14 protein-coding genes and 1 tRNA gene are annotated in these 16,140 nt (G+C 54.2%); 6 read left to right on the forward strand and 9 right to left on the reverse strand.

Translation table 11 applies throughout. The annotated features are described in order from the left end of the window. Positions 1-8 precede the first annotated feature (8 nt). The 4 genes from yejM (at position 9) to ACB496_RS14625 (ending at position 3,088) form a co-directional block, all read left to right on the forward strand. Entirely contained in the window at positions 9-1,769 is a 1,761-nt protein-coding gene (gene yejM / locus ACB496_RS14610; RefSeq protein ID WP_371972927.1) for an LPS biosynthesis-modulating metalloenzyme YejM, read from the forward strand. Between the two features lie 72 nt (positions 1,770-1,841). Further along, a tRNA-Pro gene (locus tag ACB496_RS14615) sits at positions 1,842-1,918 on the forward strand. Positions 1,919-2,041: 123 nt separating this feature from the next. Then, positions 2,042-2,281, forward strand: coding sequence for a DinI family protein (locus ACB496_RS14620; RefSeq protein WP_100779492.1), 240 nt, complete (start codon positions 2,042-2,044; stop codon positions 2,279-2,281). 162 nt (positions 2,282-2,443) lie between these two features. Next, positions 2,444-3,088, forward strand: coding sequence for a helix-turn-helix domain-containing protein (locus ACB496_RS14625; protein ID WP_129036033.1), 645 nt, complete (start codon positions 2,444-2,446; stop codon positions 3,086-3,088). A 70-nt stretch (positions 3,089-3,158) separates the two neighbouring features. Here the strand turns inward: ACB496_RS14625 and ACB496_RS14630 are convergent, their stop codons facing one another. Together ACB496_RS14630 and ACB496_RS14635 are read right to left on the reverse strand one after the other, a co-directional pair. Beyond that, positions 3,159-4,085 (reverse strand): hypothetical protein, encoded by a 927-nt coding sequence (locus ACB496_RS14630; protein WP_371972928.1) that lies wholly within the window; start codon positions 4,083-4,085, stop codon positions 3,159-3,161. A 351-nt stretch (positions 4,086-4,436) separates the two neighbouring features. Beyond that, complete coding sequence (locus tag ACB496_RS14635) at positions 4,437-4,697, reverse strand: DUF2534 family protein (protein ID WP_100779489.1); 261 nt, start codon at positions 4,695-4,697, stop codon at positions 4,437-4,439. A gap of 204 nt (positions 4,698-4,901) precedes the next feature. Between ACB496_RS14635 and eco the strand changes: the two genes are divergently transcribed. Further along, positions 4,902-5,411 carry a serine protease inhibitor ecotin gene (gene eco / locus ACB496_RS14640; protein ID WP_100779488.1) on the forward strand — a complete coding sequence of 170 codons (510 nt, stop codon included), beginning with the start codon at positions 4,902-4,904 and terminating at the stop codon, positions 5,409-5,411. 46 nt (positions 5,412-5,457) lie between these two features. Here eco and mqo read toward each other — a convergent pair whose 3' ends face one another. Next, positions 5,458-7,113, reverse strand: a complete 1,656-nt coding sequence (gene mqo / locus ACB496_RS14645; RefSeq protein WP_102104882.1) for a malate dehydrogenase (quinone) — start codon at positions 7,111-7,113, stop codon at positions 5,458-5,460. Between the two features lie 190 nt (positions 7,114-7,303). Here mqo and ACB496_RS14650 point away from each other — a divergent pair, with 190 nt between their 5' ends. Next, entirely contained in the window at positions 7,304-8,605 is a 1,302-nt protein-coding gene (locus ACB496_RS14650; RefSeq protein WP_371975239.1) for a SulP family inorganic anion transporter, read from the forward strand. Here ACB496_RS14650 and mgtE read toward each other — a convergent pair. From mgtE to ACB496_RS14680, 6 genes are all read right to left on the reverse strand, one after another. Beyond that, the gene (gene mgtE, locus ACB496_RS14655; protein WP_102104884.1) at positions 8,568-10,004 is read right to left on the reverse strand and encodes a magnesium transporter; all 1,437 of its coding nucleotides are present in this window, start codon (positions 10,002-10,004) and stop codon (positions 8,568-8,570) included. The genes ACB496_RS14650 and mgtE overlap by 38 nt on opposite strands. 158 nt (positions 10,005-10,162) lie before the next feature. Then, complete coding sequence (locus ACB496_RS14660; protein WP_100779484.1) at positions 10,163-11,806, reverse strand: multidrug ABC transporter permease/ATP-binding protein; 1,644 nt, start codon at positions 11,804-11,806, stop codon at positions 10,163-10,165. A gap of 75 nt (positions 11,807-11,881) precedes the next feature. Next, a complete protein-coding gene (alkB, locus tag ACB496_RS14665) occupies positions 11,882-12,532 on the reverse strand; it encodes a DNA oxidative demethylase AlkB (RefSeq protein ID WP_371972929.1) in 651 nt (216 codons plus the stop codon). Beyond that, on the reverse strand, positions 12,532-13,596 hold the full coding sequence (ada, locus tag ACB496_RS14670) for a bifunctional DNA-binding transcriptional regulator/O6-methylguanine-DNA methyltransferase Ada (protein ID WP_371975240.1): 1,065 nt from the start codon (positions 13,594-13,596) through the stop codon (positions 12,532-12,534). The genes alkB and ada overlap by 1 nt, the downstream gene beginning before the upstream one ends. A 72-nt stretch (positions 13,597-13,668) precedes the next feature. Further along, the gene (apbE, locus tag ACB496_RS14675) at positions 13,669-14,724 is read right to left on the reverse strand and encodes an FAD:protein FMN transferase ApbE (RefSeq protein WP_371972930.1); all 1,056 of its coding nucleotides are present in this window, start codon (positions 14,722-14,724) and stop codon (positions 13,669-13,671) included. A 116-nt stretch (positions 14,725-14,840) separates the two neighbouring features. After that, complete coding sequence (locus ACB496_RS14680) at positions 14,841-15,959, reverse strand: porin OmpC (RefSeq protein WP_100779480.1); 1,119 nt, start codon at positions 15,957-15,959, stop codon at positions 14,841-14,843. Between the last annotated feature and the right edge of the window lie 181 nt (positions 15,960-16,140).

The raw sequence follows: 16,140 nt of genomic DNA on the forward strand, positions 1-16,140 counted from the left end.
GACAGTCTATGGTGACGAATCGTCAGCGCTACCGTGAAAAAGTCTCCCAGATGGTTAGCTGGGGGCACTGGTTTGCCTTGTTCAACATTCTGTTGGCCATGGTACTCGGCAGCCGTTATCTGTTAGTGGCCGACTGGCCGACGACCTTAACCGGGCGCATTTACTCCTGGATAAGCGTTGTCGGGCACTTTAGCTTTTTGGTCTTCGCCACTTATCTGCTGATTCTGTTCCCTCTGACGTTTATCGTGATGTCGCAGAGGCTGATGCGGTTTTTATCCGCAATTCTCGCCACTGTCGGCATGACCCTGCTGCTGATCGACAGCGAAGTTTTCACCCGTTTTCACCTCCATCTCAATCCCATCGTCTGGGAACTGGTGATCAATCCCGACCAGAACGAAACCGCGCGTGACTGGCAGCTGATGTTTATCAGCGTGCCGATTATCCTGCTGATTGAGATGCTGTTTGCCACCTGGAGCTGGCAAAAACTGCGAAGCCTCACCCGCCGTCGCCACTATGCCCAGCCCGTTGCGGCGCTGTTTTTCGTCGCGTTTATCAGCTCCCATATTATGTACATCTGGGCGGATGCGAACTTCTATCGCCCGATTACTATGCAGCGCGCCAACCTGCCGCTCTCTTATCCGATGACGGCACGCCGCTTCCTGGAGAAACACGGCCTGCTGGATGCGCAGGAATATCAGCGCCGTCTGGTGGAACAAGGTAATCCGGAAGCCGTGTCGGTCCAGTATCCGCTGAGCGAGTTGCGTTATCGCGATATGGGTCAGGGCCAGAACGTTCTGCTTATTACCGTCGACGGTCTGAACTACTCCCGTTACGAGAAGCAGATGCCTGCGCTTGCACAGTTTGCCGAGCAGAACATCAACTTCACCCAGCATATGAGCTCGGGAAATAGCACCGACGCCGGTATTTTTGGTCTGTTCTACGGCATCTCCGCCGGCTATATGGACGGCGTGCTTTCCGCCCGAACGCCTGCGGCGCTGATTACCTCCCTGAACCAACAGGGTTACCAGCTGGGACTGTTCTCCTCTGACGGTTTCAGCAGCCCGCTCTATCGCCAGGCACTGCTGTCTGATTTCTCACTGCCGCCTGCGCAAAATCAGACTGACGAACAGACTGCCGGTCAGTGGGTAAACTGGCTCAATCGTTACGCGCAAGAAGATAATCGCTGGTTCTCATGGGTGGCCTTCAACGGCACTAACCTTGATGACAGCAATCAAAAAGGCTTTGTCCGCCGCTACAGCCGCGCGGCCGGCAATGTCGATGATCAGATTGCGCGCGTGATTAACGCCCTGCGCGAATCCGGCAAGCTGGATAATACCGTGGTGATTATCACTGCGGGCCACGGCGTGCCGCTGGGCGATGAAGCGACGGACATGAACTGGTCGCGCCCTAACCTGCACGTTCCGCTGGTCGTACACTGGCCGGGCACACCGGCGCAGCGCATCAATATGCTGACAGATCACAAAGATGTGATGACCACGCTGATGCAACGTCTGCTGCACGTCAGCACACCGGCGAATGAGTATTCTCAGGGTCAGGATCTGTTCAGCGCCACGCGTCGCCATAACTGGGTGACGGCAGCCAGCAACAACACCCTGGCAGTGACTACGCCAGCACTGACGCTGGTGCTCAACAGCAACGGCAATTACCAGACGTATAACCTGCAGGGTGAGAAGATTCACGACCAAAAACCGCAGCTGAGCCTGTTGCTACAGGTGCTCACTGACGAGAAACGGTTTATCGCTAACTGATTAATTTTAAATCAGTTAGCGTGGTACACTCTTGCATTCAGAATGCAAACAGGTAGTATCTTTTTCATACGTCGGCACGTAGCGCAGCCTGGTAGCGCATCGTCATGGGGTGGCGAGGGTCGAGAGTTCAAATCTCTCCGTGCCGACCAAAATAGTAAAAAAAACCAACCTTTTACGGTTGGTTTTTTTATGCCTGAACATCCGGACTGCTTGACTCTTAAGGGCGTAACCGCGAAGATGCTGTATATAAAAACAGTTATCATGAGGCAGTTATGTTTGTTGAACTCGTTTATGACAAGCGCAACGTTGCAGGTTTACCGGGCGCCAGTGACATCATCCTGAATGAATTAACAAAACGCGTGCACCGGATCTTCCCGGAGGCAGTGGTGAAAGTGAAACCTATGCAGGCGAACGGTTTGAACAGCGATGCCAGCAAAAGCGATCGCGAGAAACTCAACCGTATGCTGGAAGAGATGTTTGAAGAAGCGGATATGTGGATGGTTTCTGAGTAACCCCCTGCACTTCTTTCTTACGACTATGACCCCTGGCGATTCATTCCAGGGTTCATTAAACAATGCTCACCATTCGTATAGTTGTTTTATGTCGCAGTGTGAGCATGTGATTGCGCGTTTCACAGCTTCTGCGATAATTACTTAAAAACGCCGGGCACCATCATGAATCCCAAAGCTGCCATGCCAATCCACACACTGACGCGTTTTAAACCGCACGCGCAGATTGACCGATTGATCCATCGCTTTCTTCCCCACGCACAGCTTAAACAATTTTCCGCACACCGTATCCTGCATCTCGATAGCCAGGGTGAGCGTCTGTGCTTAATTCTCCTCGAAGGGCTGGTGGATATTTCTCGTATTGATAACGGAACGCTAAAAGGAACGCTGAAAGCGCCCTTTGTCGCCGGAATATCACATCCAGAATATATGGGGAATGCGTTCCGATTGATGAGCGTCACCGCGGTGAATGTCGCGATTCTGCCTTATAAAACCGCCATGACGATCATTAAAGAGCAGAAAATGTGGGAAGATTACAGTAACTATCTTCTCTACATTATGGGCCTGCACTCTGCCTTGAGTCATTACAGTATAGGGCTACGCTCGCGGGAGATTATCCGTGACTGTCTGGTTGACTTAATGAACGAAAGTGAGCAATACCGGCTGAAAACAAACTCGTGCAAATATATTATGGAAAAGACAGGGCTATCCCGCAGTGGCGTAATGAGTATTCTGGCTGAAATGAAAAGTGAAAATATCATTGGTATTCAGCGAGGTGTATTGACCTTTATTAACGACACCACGCGTTAGCCCTTATTTATTTTTTCTGTCATTAAAAAGGCCATCAATCGATGGCCTTTTTAATTTACATTGATTCCCGTTACATATGGAATCCACCGCCCGCACCCACATGCCCGCCAAAGGCATGGTCATGCGCATTGTCCGCACCGGTTCCGGTTCCATGTTCGGATTGGGAAGAAGCGGTATTACGGTTATTGCCGCCTTTCTTCGCATGCTGGAAAGCACTGTGGAACGGGATACTTACCTGAGTGGATGGGGTCAGCGTCGAAGCCTTAACCACACTTTTATGGCCTGCCGTATCCGTAATCTGGACCTGAGTATCTGGTTTCAGGGTATTTGCCGCGACGTTAATGGTTGCGCCAGTAATGGTTGCGCCAGTGTTTGGGCGCGTCGACGGACCAGAATAGCTGATTACACGCGCTGGTTCCGAATAGGTGGCCGTTCCGGAGCGTTTTACACCGTAATTCGACAGCTCCGCTTCGTGCTGTGCCATCTCCGCTTTCGCCACCGCTGCCGCCTGCTGATCCGCGACACTGCTGTCCAGATGCGTCGCAGGCCCAATCTGATGCGTTGGATAACCCGCAGGATTAGACTCTTTGATGATGCCTGGTGCCATTACCCAGCCCTTGCTGTGGCTGGCAGTGGCAGACGGAGAATTTAAACGCGCTTCAGCGATTTTCGCATCACGTTCAGCATTGGCCTGTGCTTTCTCCGCAGCGGCCTGCGCTTTCTCCGCAGCATCTTTTTGGTTCTGCGCTTCTTGCTCTGCTGCGCGCTGATCGGCATAAGCCTCCGCGCGCATTTGGCCCGCAACATTCATCAGATCACGATCGTCTTGCATTGTAGTGTGAGTCACACTGTGGTTATTGTGAATAACCTGATCGTGGGCTGACTCCACGGCATGCTCAGCTTGAGCGACTTCAGCCTTCGCCTCATCAACTGTCATCGCATGAGCTGAAACAGAAAAAGAATACAGGACCACCAGAGAAATAATTGTTTTTTTCATCACATCACTCACTAAATTTATTCAACAGTAAACCCCGCCTTTAATTAGCGTTACAGGTTTATGATTATTTACGAAGCCAGAAATGTTTACATTTAATCTTTTACGAAACAGAATTAAATTTGTGTGACAGAGGCTATAGATATTAATAACAGAAAGCAATTACGTACCCTAATACAATCAATGAAAGTTTTTTATAGGATTGACTTTATTTAATGTATACATAATACATGTTAATTAATGATATTTTGACATGCATGAGATTAACGCAAACGTAACGTTTTAACATTTTCAGAACGATTCAGGCATAAAAAAACCAACCCGAAGGTTGGCTTATTTATCATGGGCGATTATTCAATGCTTATCAGGGCCACCGAGGAAAAAGATCCCCAGCGGAATCGCCAGTAAAATAGTGAAGACCATGCTGTAAACAAAAATCATCGCCGACTGCAGAACGTACATGCTGGTCGTCCACTGTGAGAGCGGAATATTGTACTGCTCAATCACACCGACGATTGTTGCCCGTCCGACGCCTGCGGCGGCAATCAGAAACACCACAAACAGCGCCAGTAAAAACTTCCTGCCTTCGGGGGTTTTAAGCTTTGCGCGGACCATGTCTCTCTTTCCTTTACAGATGAATAACATTATTTAGCGCTAACCCTAACACGATCTCTCCTTTCATTCCATATCAGCATTTATCTCTGCCATACAACCACAAAAGCAGTGTGATCAACCGAGTGAAATCAAAATATAGGTAAATCCCACCAGGCAGCCGTCTGCACTATGCTAATCTTGCATCGATTGTTTGACATAAAAGGAATGACTGTGAAAAACACACCTAAATTTGCCATCGCCCTTCTGGCTGCTGCCTGCATGAGCACCAGCGCCTTCGCAAGCGAAACGCCGAAAGCGCAGCCTCTGGAAAAGATTGCGCCGTACCCGCAGGCGGAAAAAGGCATGAAGCGTCAGGTTATCCAGCTCCCGGCTCAGGAAGATGAGTCCGCGTTTAAAGTAGAGCTGCTGATTGGACAGAACCTGGAAGTGGACTGCAATCGTCATCGCCTTGGCGGCAAACTGGAAAGCAAAACCCTGGAAGGCTGGGGCTACGACTATTACGTCTTCGATAACGTGACGTCGCCGGTTTCCACGATGATGGCCTGCCCGGACGGGAAAAAAACGCAGCAGTTCGTGACAGCGTATCTCGGCGATAACAGCCTGTTGCGCTACAACAGCAAATTACCGATTGTGGTTTACACGCCCGAGAATATCGACGTGAAATACCGCGTCTGGAAAGCCGACGAGAAAGTCGAAAACGCAGTCGTGCGTTAAAAAAAAGCCGGGTAGTGATACCCGGCTTTTTTGTCCTTCATAGTATTTACAGCGCGATATCCGCGACCGGTTTAGATTCCGGCTGTGGTTTTGCCTGCGGTTGCGCCTGCGGTGCCACATCTGCTGCCTGCGGTTTTTCGTATTTGAGCTGCAGAACACCGCTGGTGTATTCCAGCTCTTGTTCCGTCGCTGCCACGTTACCGTTCAGTTTGGTGCCATAAGACGGAATAATGTTTTTCAGCTTCGCCTGCCATTCCGGGCTGGCAACTTTATCCTTAAACACTTTTTCCATCAGATGCAGCATGATCGGTGCCGCAGTGGATGCTCCAGGCGATGCGCCCAGCAGCGCGGCAATGGTCCCGTCTTTGTCGCTCACCACTTCCGTACCCAGACGCAGAACGCCGCCCTCTTTCGGATCGCGCTTGATGATCTGCACGCGCTGACCCGCCTGCCATAAACGCCAGTCGGCTTTTTTCGCCTGCGGGTAGTACTCTTGCAGGGCAGCAAAACGGTCATCATCGGAGAGCATCACCTGGCTAATCAGGTATTTCACCAGATCGAAGTTATCCAGGCCCACATCCACCATCGGCATAAAGTTCGAGGTGGTGGTGGAACTCAGCAGATCCCACAGGGAGCCGTTTTTCAGGAATTTCGTGGAGAAGGTCGCAAACGGCCCAAACAGCACCACGCGTTTGCCGTCCAGAATACGGGTATCGATATGCGGAACAGACATCGGCGGAGCACCAACTGAAGCCTGACCATACACTTTCGCCAGATGACGGTTCACCACTTCCGGGTTATCAGAGACCAGGAACTGGCCGCCAACCGGGAAGCCCGCGTAGTCGTCGGCTTCCGGAATACCGGACTCCTGCAACAGTTTCAGCGCAGCACCACCGGCCCCGATAAAGACGAACTTCGCCTTGATCACGTGCTCGGCTTCATTGTTTTTCAGATCGGCAACGGTCACGCTCCAGCTGTTATCCGCGTTACGCTTAAAGCCGCGCACTTCGGTGCTGACCTGCAGTTTGAAGTTGTCTTTCTTCTGCAATGCGCCCACCAGCTGACGGGTGATTTCACCGTAGTTTACGTCGGTCCCGATTTCAGTACGGGTCGCGGCCACTTTCTGGTTCGGGTCACGCCCTTCCATCACCAGCGGCGCCCACTCTTTAATCTGCGCATGATCTTCGGAATATTTCATGCCACGGAACAGGCTGCTCTGCTGCAACGCGGCGTAGCGCGCGCGCAGGAAGTTGACGTTGTCGTCGCCCCACACAAAGCTCATGTGCGGAACGGTATTGATAAAGGAGTGCGGGTCGTGCATCACGCCGCTGTTCACCTGATGTGACCAGAACTGGCGGGAGATCTGGAAGGCTTCGTTGATCTCTACCGCCTTCTCGATACTAATGGAACCGTCCTTTTTCTGCGGCGTATAGTTCAGTTCCATGAGTGCCGAGTGGCCCGTACCGGCGTTGTTCCAGCCGTTCGAACTCTCCTGCGCCACGCCGTCGAGGCGTTCAACCATGGTCATCGACCAGTCTGGCTGTAATTCCTGTAAATAGGTGCCCAGCGTGGCGCTCATAATGCCGCCGCCAATTAAAAGGACGTCCGTTTCCTGCTCTTTAGGCGTATCCGCTTTCGCCGCCATTGAGATGGCGCTCAGCCCTACGGCCATAGAAAAGAGCATGGCAGTCATTTTTTTCATCATTTATGCCTTACTTGTAGTCGTGCTTTTTACGTGGAAATTGCAGGTGAAATAAGCTGCGGGGGAACGTTAACAATTTTTAAACATTGTTTAAAGGTTAAGAAATTATTGTAATTGTGAAATTAAATGTTTGAATAATTGTGTGGGTATCAGGATTGCTGGCTGGCACCGCGCGGTTTTTCTGGCTACTATGCTGCACTTTGTGATCGCGCGCACGGAAGCCTGCCCTAACCTGCGAATAGCTATGTCATTACCACACACTTCTGCCCTGACGCCTGACGATGGTCGCGTCTCGAGCGTACTGCGCTCACCTAAAATGTTGATGCGCGAAACCTTAGCCGGCGTGATTACCGCCCTGGCACTTATCCCCGAAGTGATCTCGTTCTCCGTGGTCGCCGGAGTGGACCCGAAGGTGAGTCTCATCGCCTCGGTGGTGCTCTGTCTGGCGATGTCCTTTTTAGGCGGCCGTCCGGCGATGGTTACCGCTGCTGCCGGTTCCGTCGCCCTGGTGATCGGCCCAATGGTGCATCTGCACGGGGTTCAGTACATTTTGCCCGCCGTGATCCTCGCCGGTCTCATTCAGATCCTGTTTGGCGTGCTCGGCATGGCGCGTCTGATGCGCTTTATTCCCCAGTCGGTGATGACCGGGTTTGTGAATGCCCTCGGCATTTTGATTTTCTTTGCCCAGGTGCCCCATTTCTGGACCAAAAGCCCGCTGATCGTCGGCCTGTTTGTGCTGACGCTGCTGATAGTCCTGTGGGCGCCTCGGGTTATCAAAAGCGTTCCCTCCCCGCTTATCGCCATTGTCGTTTTAACCCTCTTTACCGTGACCAGTGGGCAGATTCTGCCGACCGTCGGCGACGAAGGCTCCATGAGCGGCGGGCTGCCGGGTCTGACGCAGCTGCTGGTGCCGCTGAACCTGCACACCCTGAGCATTATCTGGCCCTGCGCGCTCAGCATCGCCTTTGTCGGTCTGATGGAATCGTTGCTGACGGCAAAACTGGTGGATGAACTCACCCTGACGCCGTCGAGTAAACGCCGGGAGAGCATCGGGCTGGGGGTTGCGAATATGATGTCCGGCTTTTACGGCGGTATCGCCGGTTGCGCAATGATTGGGCAAACCATCGTAAACGTGGAGATGGGGAAAGGACGCAGCCGCATATCTACGCTGGCGGCGGGTGTGGTTCTTCTGATTCTGGTCACCGGCTTGAGCGAAGTCATGGCGCACATTCCAATGGCGGTACTGGCCGGGATTATGGCGATTGTGGCGTTCAAGACCTTCAACTGGCACAGCATTCAGCCGGGAACCGTGAAAGACGCACCGATTGCTGAAACCCTGGTCATGGTGGTGACCGTTGCGGCCACCGTCTCAACCGGCAATCTGGCGATAGGCGTACTGGGCGGGATCATCGTGATGGTGATAATCCCGGCCCGACTGAAGCGCAAGCACGCGGCTACAGCAGGAAAATCGTCGCCAGACCAAGGAAAATAAAGAAGCCGCCGGTATCGGTAATGGCGGTGATCATCACGCTCGACCCCACCGCGGGGTCGCGCCCGAAGCGGGTCATCGTCAGCGGAATGATCACCCCCATCATCGACGCCACCAGCAGGTTGAGCACCATCGCCAGCATCATCACGCCACCCAGCGCCATATCGTCGTACAGCCACCAGGTGATGCCGCCCATAATCCCGCCCCACACCAGGCCGTTAATCAGCGCCACGCCCATCTCCCTGAAGATCAGGAACGTAAAGTTCCCAGGCTGGATTTTCTCCAGCGCCAGGGCGCGTACGATCATGGTGATGGTTTGATTCCCGGTGTTACCGCCAATCCCTGCCACGATTGGCATCAGAGAGGCCAGCGCCACCAGCTGTGAAATCGTGTGTTCAAAGCCGTCGATCACCCGGGAGGCAATAAAAGCGGTGCAGAGGTTAATCGCCAGCCACGCCCAGCGCGTTTTGACCGCTTTACCGACGGAGGCATGGACGTCATCTTCGGCGCTCAAACCGCCTAACGCGCGAAGATCGTTGTCGGTCTCTTCGTAGACCACGTCAACGATTTCATCGATCGTCACGCGGCCCATCAGTTTGCCAACGGAATCCACAACTGCGGCGCTGATCAGATTGTCACGTTCGAAGGTACGTGCTGCCTTTTCAGCGTCATCTTCCGGGGAGAAGACCATTGGCTCGTTATTCATCACCTCACTCACCCGACGCTGTGCATCGTTGAGCAGGATGGATTGCAGCGACAGCTCGCCAAGCAGGGTTTTGTCGCGCGCCGTGACAAACAGCTTATCGGTGTTTTCCGGCATTTTCCCTTTGCGGCGCAGATAGCGCTGCACGGTGGCCAGCGTGACGTCCGGGCGCACCATGATCACTTCGAACTCCATGATCGCGCCGACGCTGTCCTGAGCGAAATCCATCACCTGGCGTACGCGAGCACGCTCTTCCGCTGGCAGCGACGCCAGCAGGCGGCCCGTCAGGTTACGCGGCAGGTGTTGAACCAGGTAGATCTGCTCGTCAATATCCAGCGTCTGCACGGCATCAAGCAGTTCGCGGTCGCTCATATCATCGATGAGATCGTCCCAGACGTTCTCCGAGGCCTCCAGGAGTACCTGACCACGCTCATGATCCTGCACCAGTCGCCACAGGGCGTGACGCTCTTCCGAAGGGAGAGACTCGAGGGTATCCGCCAGGTCCGGCGGTGGCAGATGGGCAACCAGCGCCCCTACCTCAGCAATATCGTCGGACAAGGTACCGACGTCATATTGCTCAGCCAGGGTCAATTTTCCGAGTAACGCCGACGTGACCGCTTTATCAGTGGTCAGAAGCCAGATAAGTCGGGCACGCTCCTGATCGCGCAGCCTTGCGCTGTTTTTGTTTATCAACGACATCAATCATAAATCCATGAAATAAGGTGATATCAAGCATAGCGTGGGGGAATGTAAATGATAATAAACAAATGGGCGGAATGGATAAAAAAGGAGCGGATAGCAGGTTTTGTCGTAAAACATGCCGGGTAAGGCGTGGCCGCCACCCGGCATGTTTACCTTTACGCGGTACGCGCCACGGCATCTCGCGAGGCGGCATCGCGCTCCTCGCCGGTCAGCTCGCTGAGCTGTCCGTCACGCATCTCCAGCAATCGGTCGGCGTGAATGAAGTAGTGATCGTCGTGACTGATGGCGAAAATCGTTTTGCCCATCGCCTGCATCAGCGGCAGCAGCACCTGATAAAACTCGCGGCGGAAGTGAGGGTCCTGGTCGGCCGCCCACTCATCCAGCAGAATGATGTCGCGCTCTTCCGCTAATGCCAGCAGCAGCGCCACGCGTTTTTTCTGCCCTTTCGACAGTTTGAGATTGAGGATTTTGCCGTCCTGAAGCTCCAGCTTGTGCGACATTTTCAGCTGTTCCAGCCACTTAGCGACCAGCTCAGGATTTGCCTGTTTGCCTTCCGGCCCTAACAGCTGATCGAACAGCCAGACATCCGTAAAGACTGCGGAGAAGAGCTTGCGATAATCTTCTGGTTTCTCAACGGACAGCGCTTTTCCGTCCAGCAAGATCTCACCGGACTGCGGCTGATACAGCCCCGTCAGCAGCATCGCCAGCGTGGATTTTCCGCTCCCGTTGCCGCCAATCAGGAACAGCAGCTCGCCGCGATGAATTGTCAGATTGACCGGGCCAACGGCGAAGTTGTTATCCTGATAATGGAAAGTGACGTTGCGCAGCTCCAGCGTTTTCCAGTCCGGGAAGGCATCCGGGCGCGGGAACTCAGGGCGGAACGGCGCCAGCGCAAACTGATTCAGTTTTCTGAAGGCCACCTGAGCACTGAGTAGCGTCGGCAGCGCACCCACGGCGGAGAGCAGCGGCGTACGCAGGAACAGCAGCGTCAGGGAATAGGTCGCCGCCACGTTAGTGTCGGCCCAGCCGAGGCTGTTTGCCATCCAGAACACCAGACCGATTGCGCCCAGCATCATGATATTCGACCAGTTCACGGCGCTCAGGTGGAAGGTATCGGCGCGAATGATGTGATGGCGATATTCGCGCGCATCGGGAATATAGAGGTTGTTAAAGATGTGCTCGGCGCGCTCGCGGTTGAGGGTCAGCTCTTTGCGCCCTTCCAGCACTGTCTGGTAGTCGTTATAGAGCTTATCTTCTGTTTCACGCAGCACCGCCATGTGCTTATACACGCGTGCCACCAGCAGATAACCGCCCCAGATGGTGACCACAATCCAAATCGCGGTCACCGCCAGCATTTTGGTCGACAGCCATGCCAGATAGGCGGCTGAGCCAAAGGTCAGAATGATACCCTGCACCAGCTCCGGCAAACGCACAAAGGCAATCGTAATCGCCCGCACATCGCTGGTCAGCCCCGCCAGCAGTGACGCACTGCCCAGTTGCTCGATGCGTTCAACCTGCGTATCGAGAATACGTTTGATAAATTCGCCGCGCAGGCGATAGACGAAATGGTGCCCCAGGGCCGTCAGCGCCAGCTGCGAGGCCAGCGTGACCGCCATCAGCAGCAGCAGCAGGCCGAGAAACTCTGGCAATACCGACAGTTTCGTATCGACCATTTCAATCAGACGGACGTTAATAAAGGCGATAAGCCCAATGCCCAGCGCGGCGCTGGCAAGGCTGAGCGCCATAACCGCGACAAACGGCCAGCGGTACTGACGCCAGACAAGGAGAAGTAGTTGCATGCAAAGCAATCCGGACAAGAAAAACAGCCAGCAGTGTAAACTGCCCGACGGTTACATCAAGAATAATTCTTATTTTTATTCGCTATCCGATGCCTGGCGGAAGGTCAGATTGTAGCGGTACTCCCCTGCCAGCGGATGAATGCCAGGTTTAAGGGGTTGAATCCCGTGATAAAAAAGCCGAGATTCCCCACCCCACACCACAACGTCACCGTGCTCAAGCATCAGCCGCTTAAGCGGATCGCTGCGCTTCAGGCCGCCAAACTGGAAGACTGCAGGCAGGCCCAGCGAAACAGACACAATCGGCGCACGCAGATCCGGCTCGTCTTTGTCCTGATGTAGCGACAGCTTTGATCCCGGCGCGTAGCGGTTGACCAGGCAGGCGTCGGGCTGAAAGTGCGGATATCCCGCCGCGACTGCCGCGTCATGACAGAGCGTGCTGAACGCTGCGGGGATTAACGGCCAGGGCTGGCCCGTCACAGGATCGATGGGTGAATAGAGATAACCGCGATCGTTTGTCGTCCACCCAAGCGATCCGCAGTTCGTCATCGCCACGGACATGGTGTATCCGCCCGGCGTGACCATATGGCGGAACGGCGATAACGCAGCGACCTCAGCAATTGCCTGAAACAGCGCTTCGCCGCGCGCTAGGGCGAAGCGGCGCAAAATGGTGGCACCGGGTGCCAGCGGCTCTTGCCAGGGATCGCTATCCGCAAACAGATCCAGCATTACTCCTCCTGATTTTTCGCTTCACGCTGCAGCAACTGCGCTTTGCGCGCCGTTCCCCAGCGATAGCCGGACAAGGCGCCGTCGTTTCGCACGACGCGGTGACAAGGAATAACGATCGCCAGCTTGTTGGCCGCGCAGGCGCTTGCCACCGCCCGCACCGCGTTGGGTTTACCGATGGCACTCGCGACCTGCTGATAGCTCGCGGTTTCACCGCAGGGGATCGCGCGCAGTGCCTGCCAGACCTGCTGCTGAAAGGCGGTGCCGCGAATATCCAGCGGCAGCGCCAGAGCCGTGCCGCTGTTATCCAGACTCGTAATCACCTGATGCAGCCTGCCCGCAAAGGTCCCCTCGGGCATTTCCTGCTGTGCGTGAGGAAAAAGCGTATGAATCTCTTCTGTCAGGGCATCGTCATTATCGCCGAGTAAAATCGCACAGATCCCGCGCTCACTTTCCGCCACCAGGCAACGGCCCAGCTCGCAGTCGCTAATGGCGTAGCGCACGGTCACGTCATTCCCGCCATTGCGGTACTGTTTTGCGGTCATGCCTAACACGTCGTCTGCTTTTCGGTAGTAGCTGCTGCTGTCAGGGAAACCGGCGGCCAGTACGGAATCGGTAATGGTATCGCCCTGCGTCAGTGCGGCCCGTAAACGTCGCGCGCGTGCCGCCTGCTGCCAGGATTTCGGCGTCATCCCGGTGTGGGATTTAAACAGCCTGTGAAAATGGAACGGGCTCATCGCCACCGCTTCTGCCAGCGCAGTCAAGGTCAGCGCGGAGTCCTCTTCCAGCAGGCGGCAGGCTTTTTCGATTTTGGCCATTTTTGCAGCCTGAGGATCGGCTTTGTCCGGCGCGCAGCGTTTACAGGGGCGAAACCCGGCCTGTTCAGCATGACAGGCATCGGGGAAGAAACGGACATTCTTGCGCAGCGCGTGGCGCGCCCGGCAGGAAGGGCGGCAAAAGATGCCGGTTGTCTGGACGGCAAAGACAAACTGGTTATCGGCACTGGAATCGCGGGCCAGCACTGCCAGCCAGCGTTCCTCATCGGTATTCAGGATCAGGTTTTTCATCATCGGCTCCTCTTACAAGCATACTCACACAATGCCGGAGTGCCACTGAACAAAAACCCGCAACCTTGCTTTTTAATTTTGTTCGCTAATTAAGAAGCTCTGGAACTGCGGCGACATCCAGGTTTTAAACGTCTCGCCCTCTCGGGTGATCATATACACTGCCAGCCCTTCCTGGCGCACCACCTCTTTCGCCTTCTCTGGCCCCAACACCATCAGCCCCGTATCCCAGGTATCAGCTTCCAGGGCCGTGGGAGCGATGACGGTAACGGAGACCAGGTTATGTTCGATCGGGCGACCGGTCTGCGGATCGATGACGTGAGAGAGGCGTTTCCCGTCCAGCTCGTAATAATTCCGATAGCTTCCGGAGGTACTGATGCCGTGGCCGTTAATATCCACCACCGCCTGGACTGCGTTCTGGGTGTCGGTCGGTTTTTGGATCGCCACGCGCCAGGGCTGATCGCTGGCATTCAGGCCACGGCTGACCAGCGCGCCACCGACGGAGACCAGATAGCGTGAGATCCCTTCCTGGGTCATCAGCGCGGCCAGATGATCCGCCGCGTAGCCCTCCCCGACCGTTGAAAGATCCACAAACAGATCGGGAATGTCTTTTTGCAGATACTGCTGCCCGTATTGGTTGATCACCGTCAGATGTTGCAAGCCGGTGCGGGCGCGGGCATCGTCGATTTGCGCCTGATCGGGGATTTTCTCCGGCTGTTTGGTTGGGCCAAAGCCCCATAAATTCACCAGCGGCCCGACGGTAATATCCATCGCCCCGTTGGTTTTATAGCCAATATGCAGCGCCTCGGTGACGATGTCGGCCATCGCCTCGCTTACCGGCCACAGGGAGGTGCTGTTGGACAGATTGAAGCGCATCAGCGCAGAGTCATTTTTATAGGTCGAGAGCAGCTGATCGTCAGCGTCGAGCTGAGATTGGATTTTAGCGCGCAGTTCGTCGGCGCGTCTGGCATCAACATTCATGATGCTGACGCGCCAGAAGGTTCCCATGGTTTTCCCTTCCAGCACCGTGGCTGCAGGCGCAGCAGGTTTCACCGAAGGGGTGGAAGAGTCGCATGCCGCCAGTAAGAAAAAGCTCGCCAGAATGCCAGCGCGCCAAAAAGTCATGTCCATTCGTTATCATCCTCATGCCTGGGCGGCAAGAGTATATCAAACCCGGTCGCAGGTAAGGCCCTAAAAAGAGAATAGAAAAAGGGGCCATAAGGCCCCTTTGTGTTACTGAGCGTGTCTTAGAACTGGTAAACCAGACCCAGAGCGACGATATCATCAGTACCGATACCAGCCTGACGGGTGAAGTTGTTTTCATCCAGCAGGTTGATTTTGTAATCCACATAGGTGGACATGTTTTTGTTGAAGTAGTAAGTCGCGCCAACATCAACATATTTCAGCAGATCCTGATCGCCGAAGTTAGTGGTGTTGTTGCTTACGTCCTTACCTTTAGACTGCAGGTAAGCCACGGATGGACGCAGACCGAAGTCGAACTGGTACTGAGCAACCACTTCGAAGTTCTGTGCTTTGTTAGCAAAACCGTAGATGTCGCTGCTGCTCTGGGAGTCGCCGAAACGGGTAGCGTTGTAAGTCTGGGAGTACTGTGCTGCCAGGTAAATGTTGTTGGCATCATATTTCAGACCACCGCTGTACACTTCTGCGTGATCGCCTTCACCGTACACGCCTGCTGCATTCTGGTCAGCAGTACGTTTGGAGGAAGACATCGCACCACCCACGCTGAAGCCTTCGCCCAGGTTGTAGGTCAGGGACGCGCCGTAGCCGTCGCCATTCTGTTTCAGGGTGCTACGACCGGTGTCGTTTTCGCCGTCAACGCTGCCGTTTTTACCCTGATACTGCAGAGCAAAGTTCAGGCCATCAACCAGACCGAAGAAGTCCTGGTTACGGTAGGTTGCAACGCCGTTAGCACGGGACTGCAGGAAGTTGTCAGCACCGTAGGTGTCGCCGCCGAATTCTGGCAGTACGTCAGTCCAGGAGGTGACATCGTAGATAACGCCGTAGTTACGACCGTAGTCGAAAGAACCTGCGTCAGCGAATTTCAGACCCGCGAAGGCCACACGAGTCCAGGACTGGTTGTCGCTCTCGTCGGTGTTACCCTGAATCTGGTATTCCCACTGGCCGTAACCGGTCAGCTGATCGTTAACCTGAGTTTCGCCTTTGAAGCCGATACGCATGTAGGTCTGATCGCCATCAGCGCCTTTGTCATCGGAGAAATAGTGCAGACCGTCGACTTTACCGAACAGATCTAATTTGTTGCCGTCTTTGTTATAAATTTCAGCCGCATTTGCTGCGCCTGCTACCAGCAGAGCTGGTACCAGGAGGGACAGGACTTTAACTTTCATTTTATTAACCCTCTGTTATATGCCTTTATATGCCTTATTATTACCACTGCTTACTGATTAACCCTCTTAACCAGTCGGCAACTTCATTCTCCGCAAAATTACAGAATAATCCAATAAGAATATGATACGAAAACTTTGAAGATGTTTCATTCATCTACAAACATGTTTCAATTTGTAAATA

Source organism: Lelliottia nimipressuralis (assembly GCF_041464075.1).
Classification (GTDB): domain Bacteria; phylum Pseudomonadota; class Gammaproteobacteria; order Enterobacterales; family Enterobacteriaceae; genus Enterobacter; species Enterobacter nimipressuralis.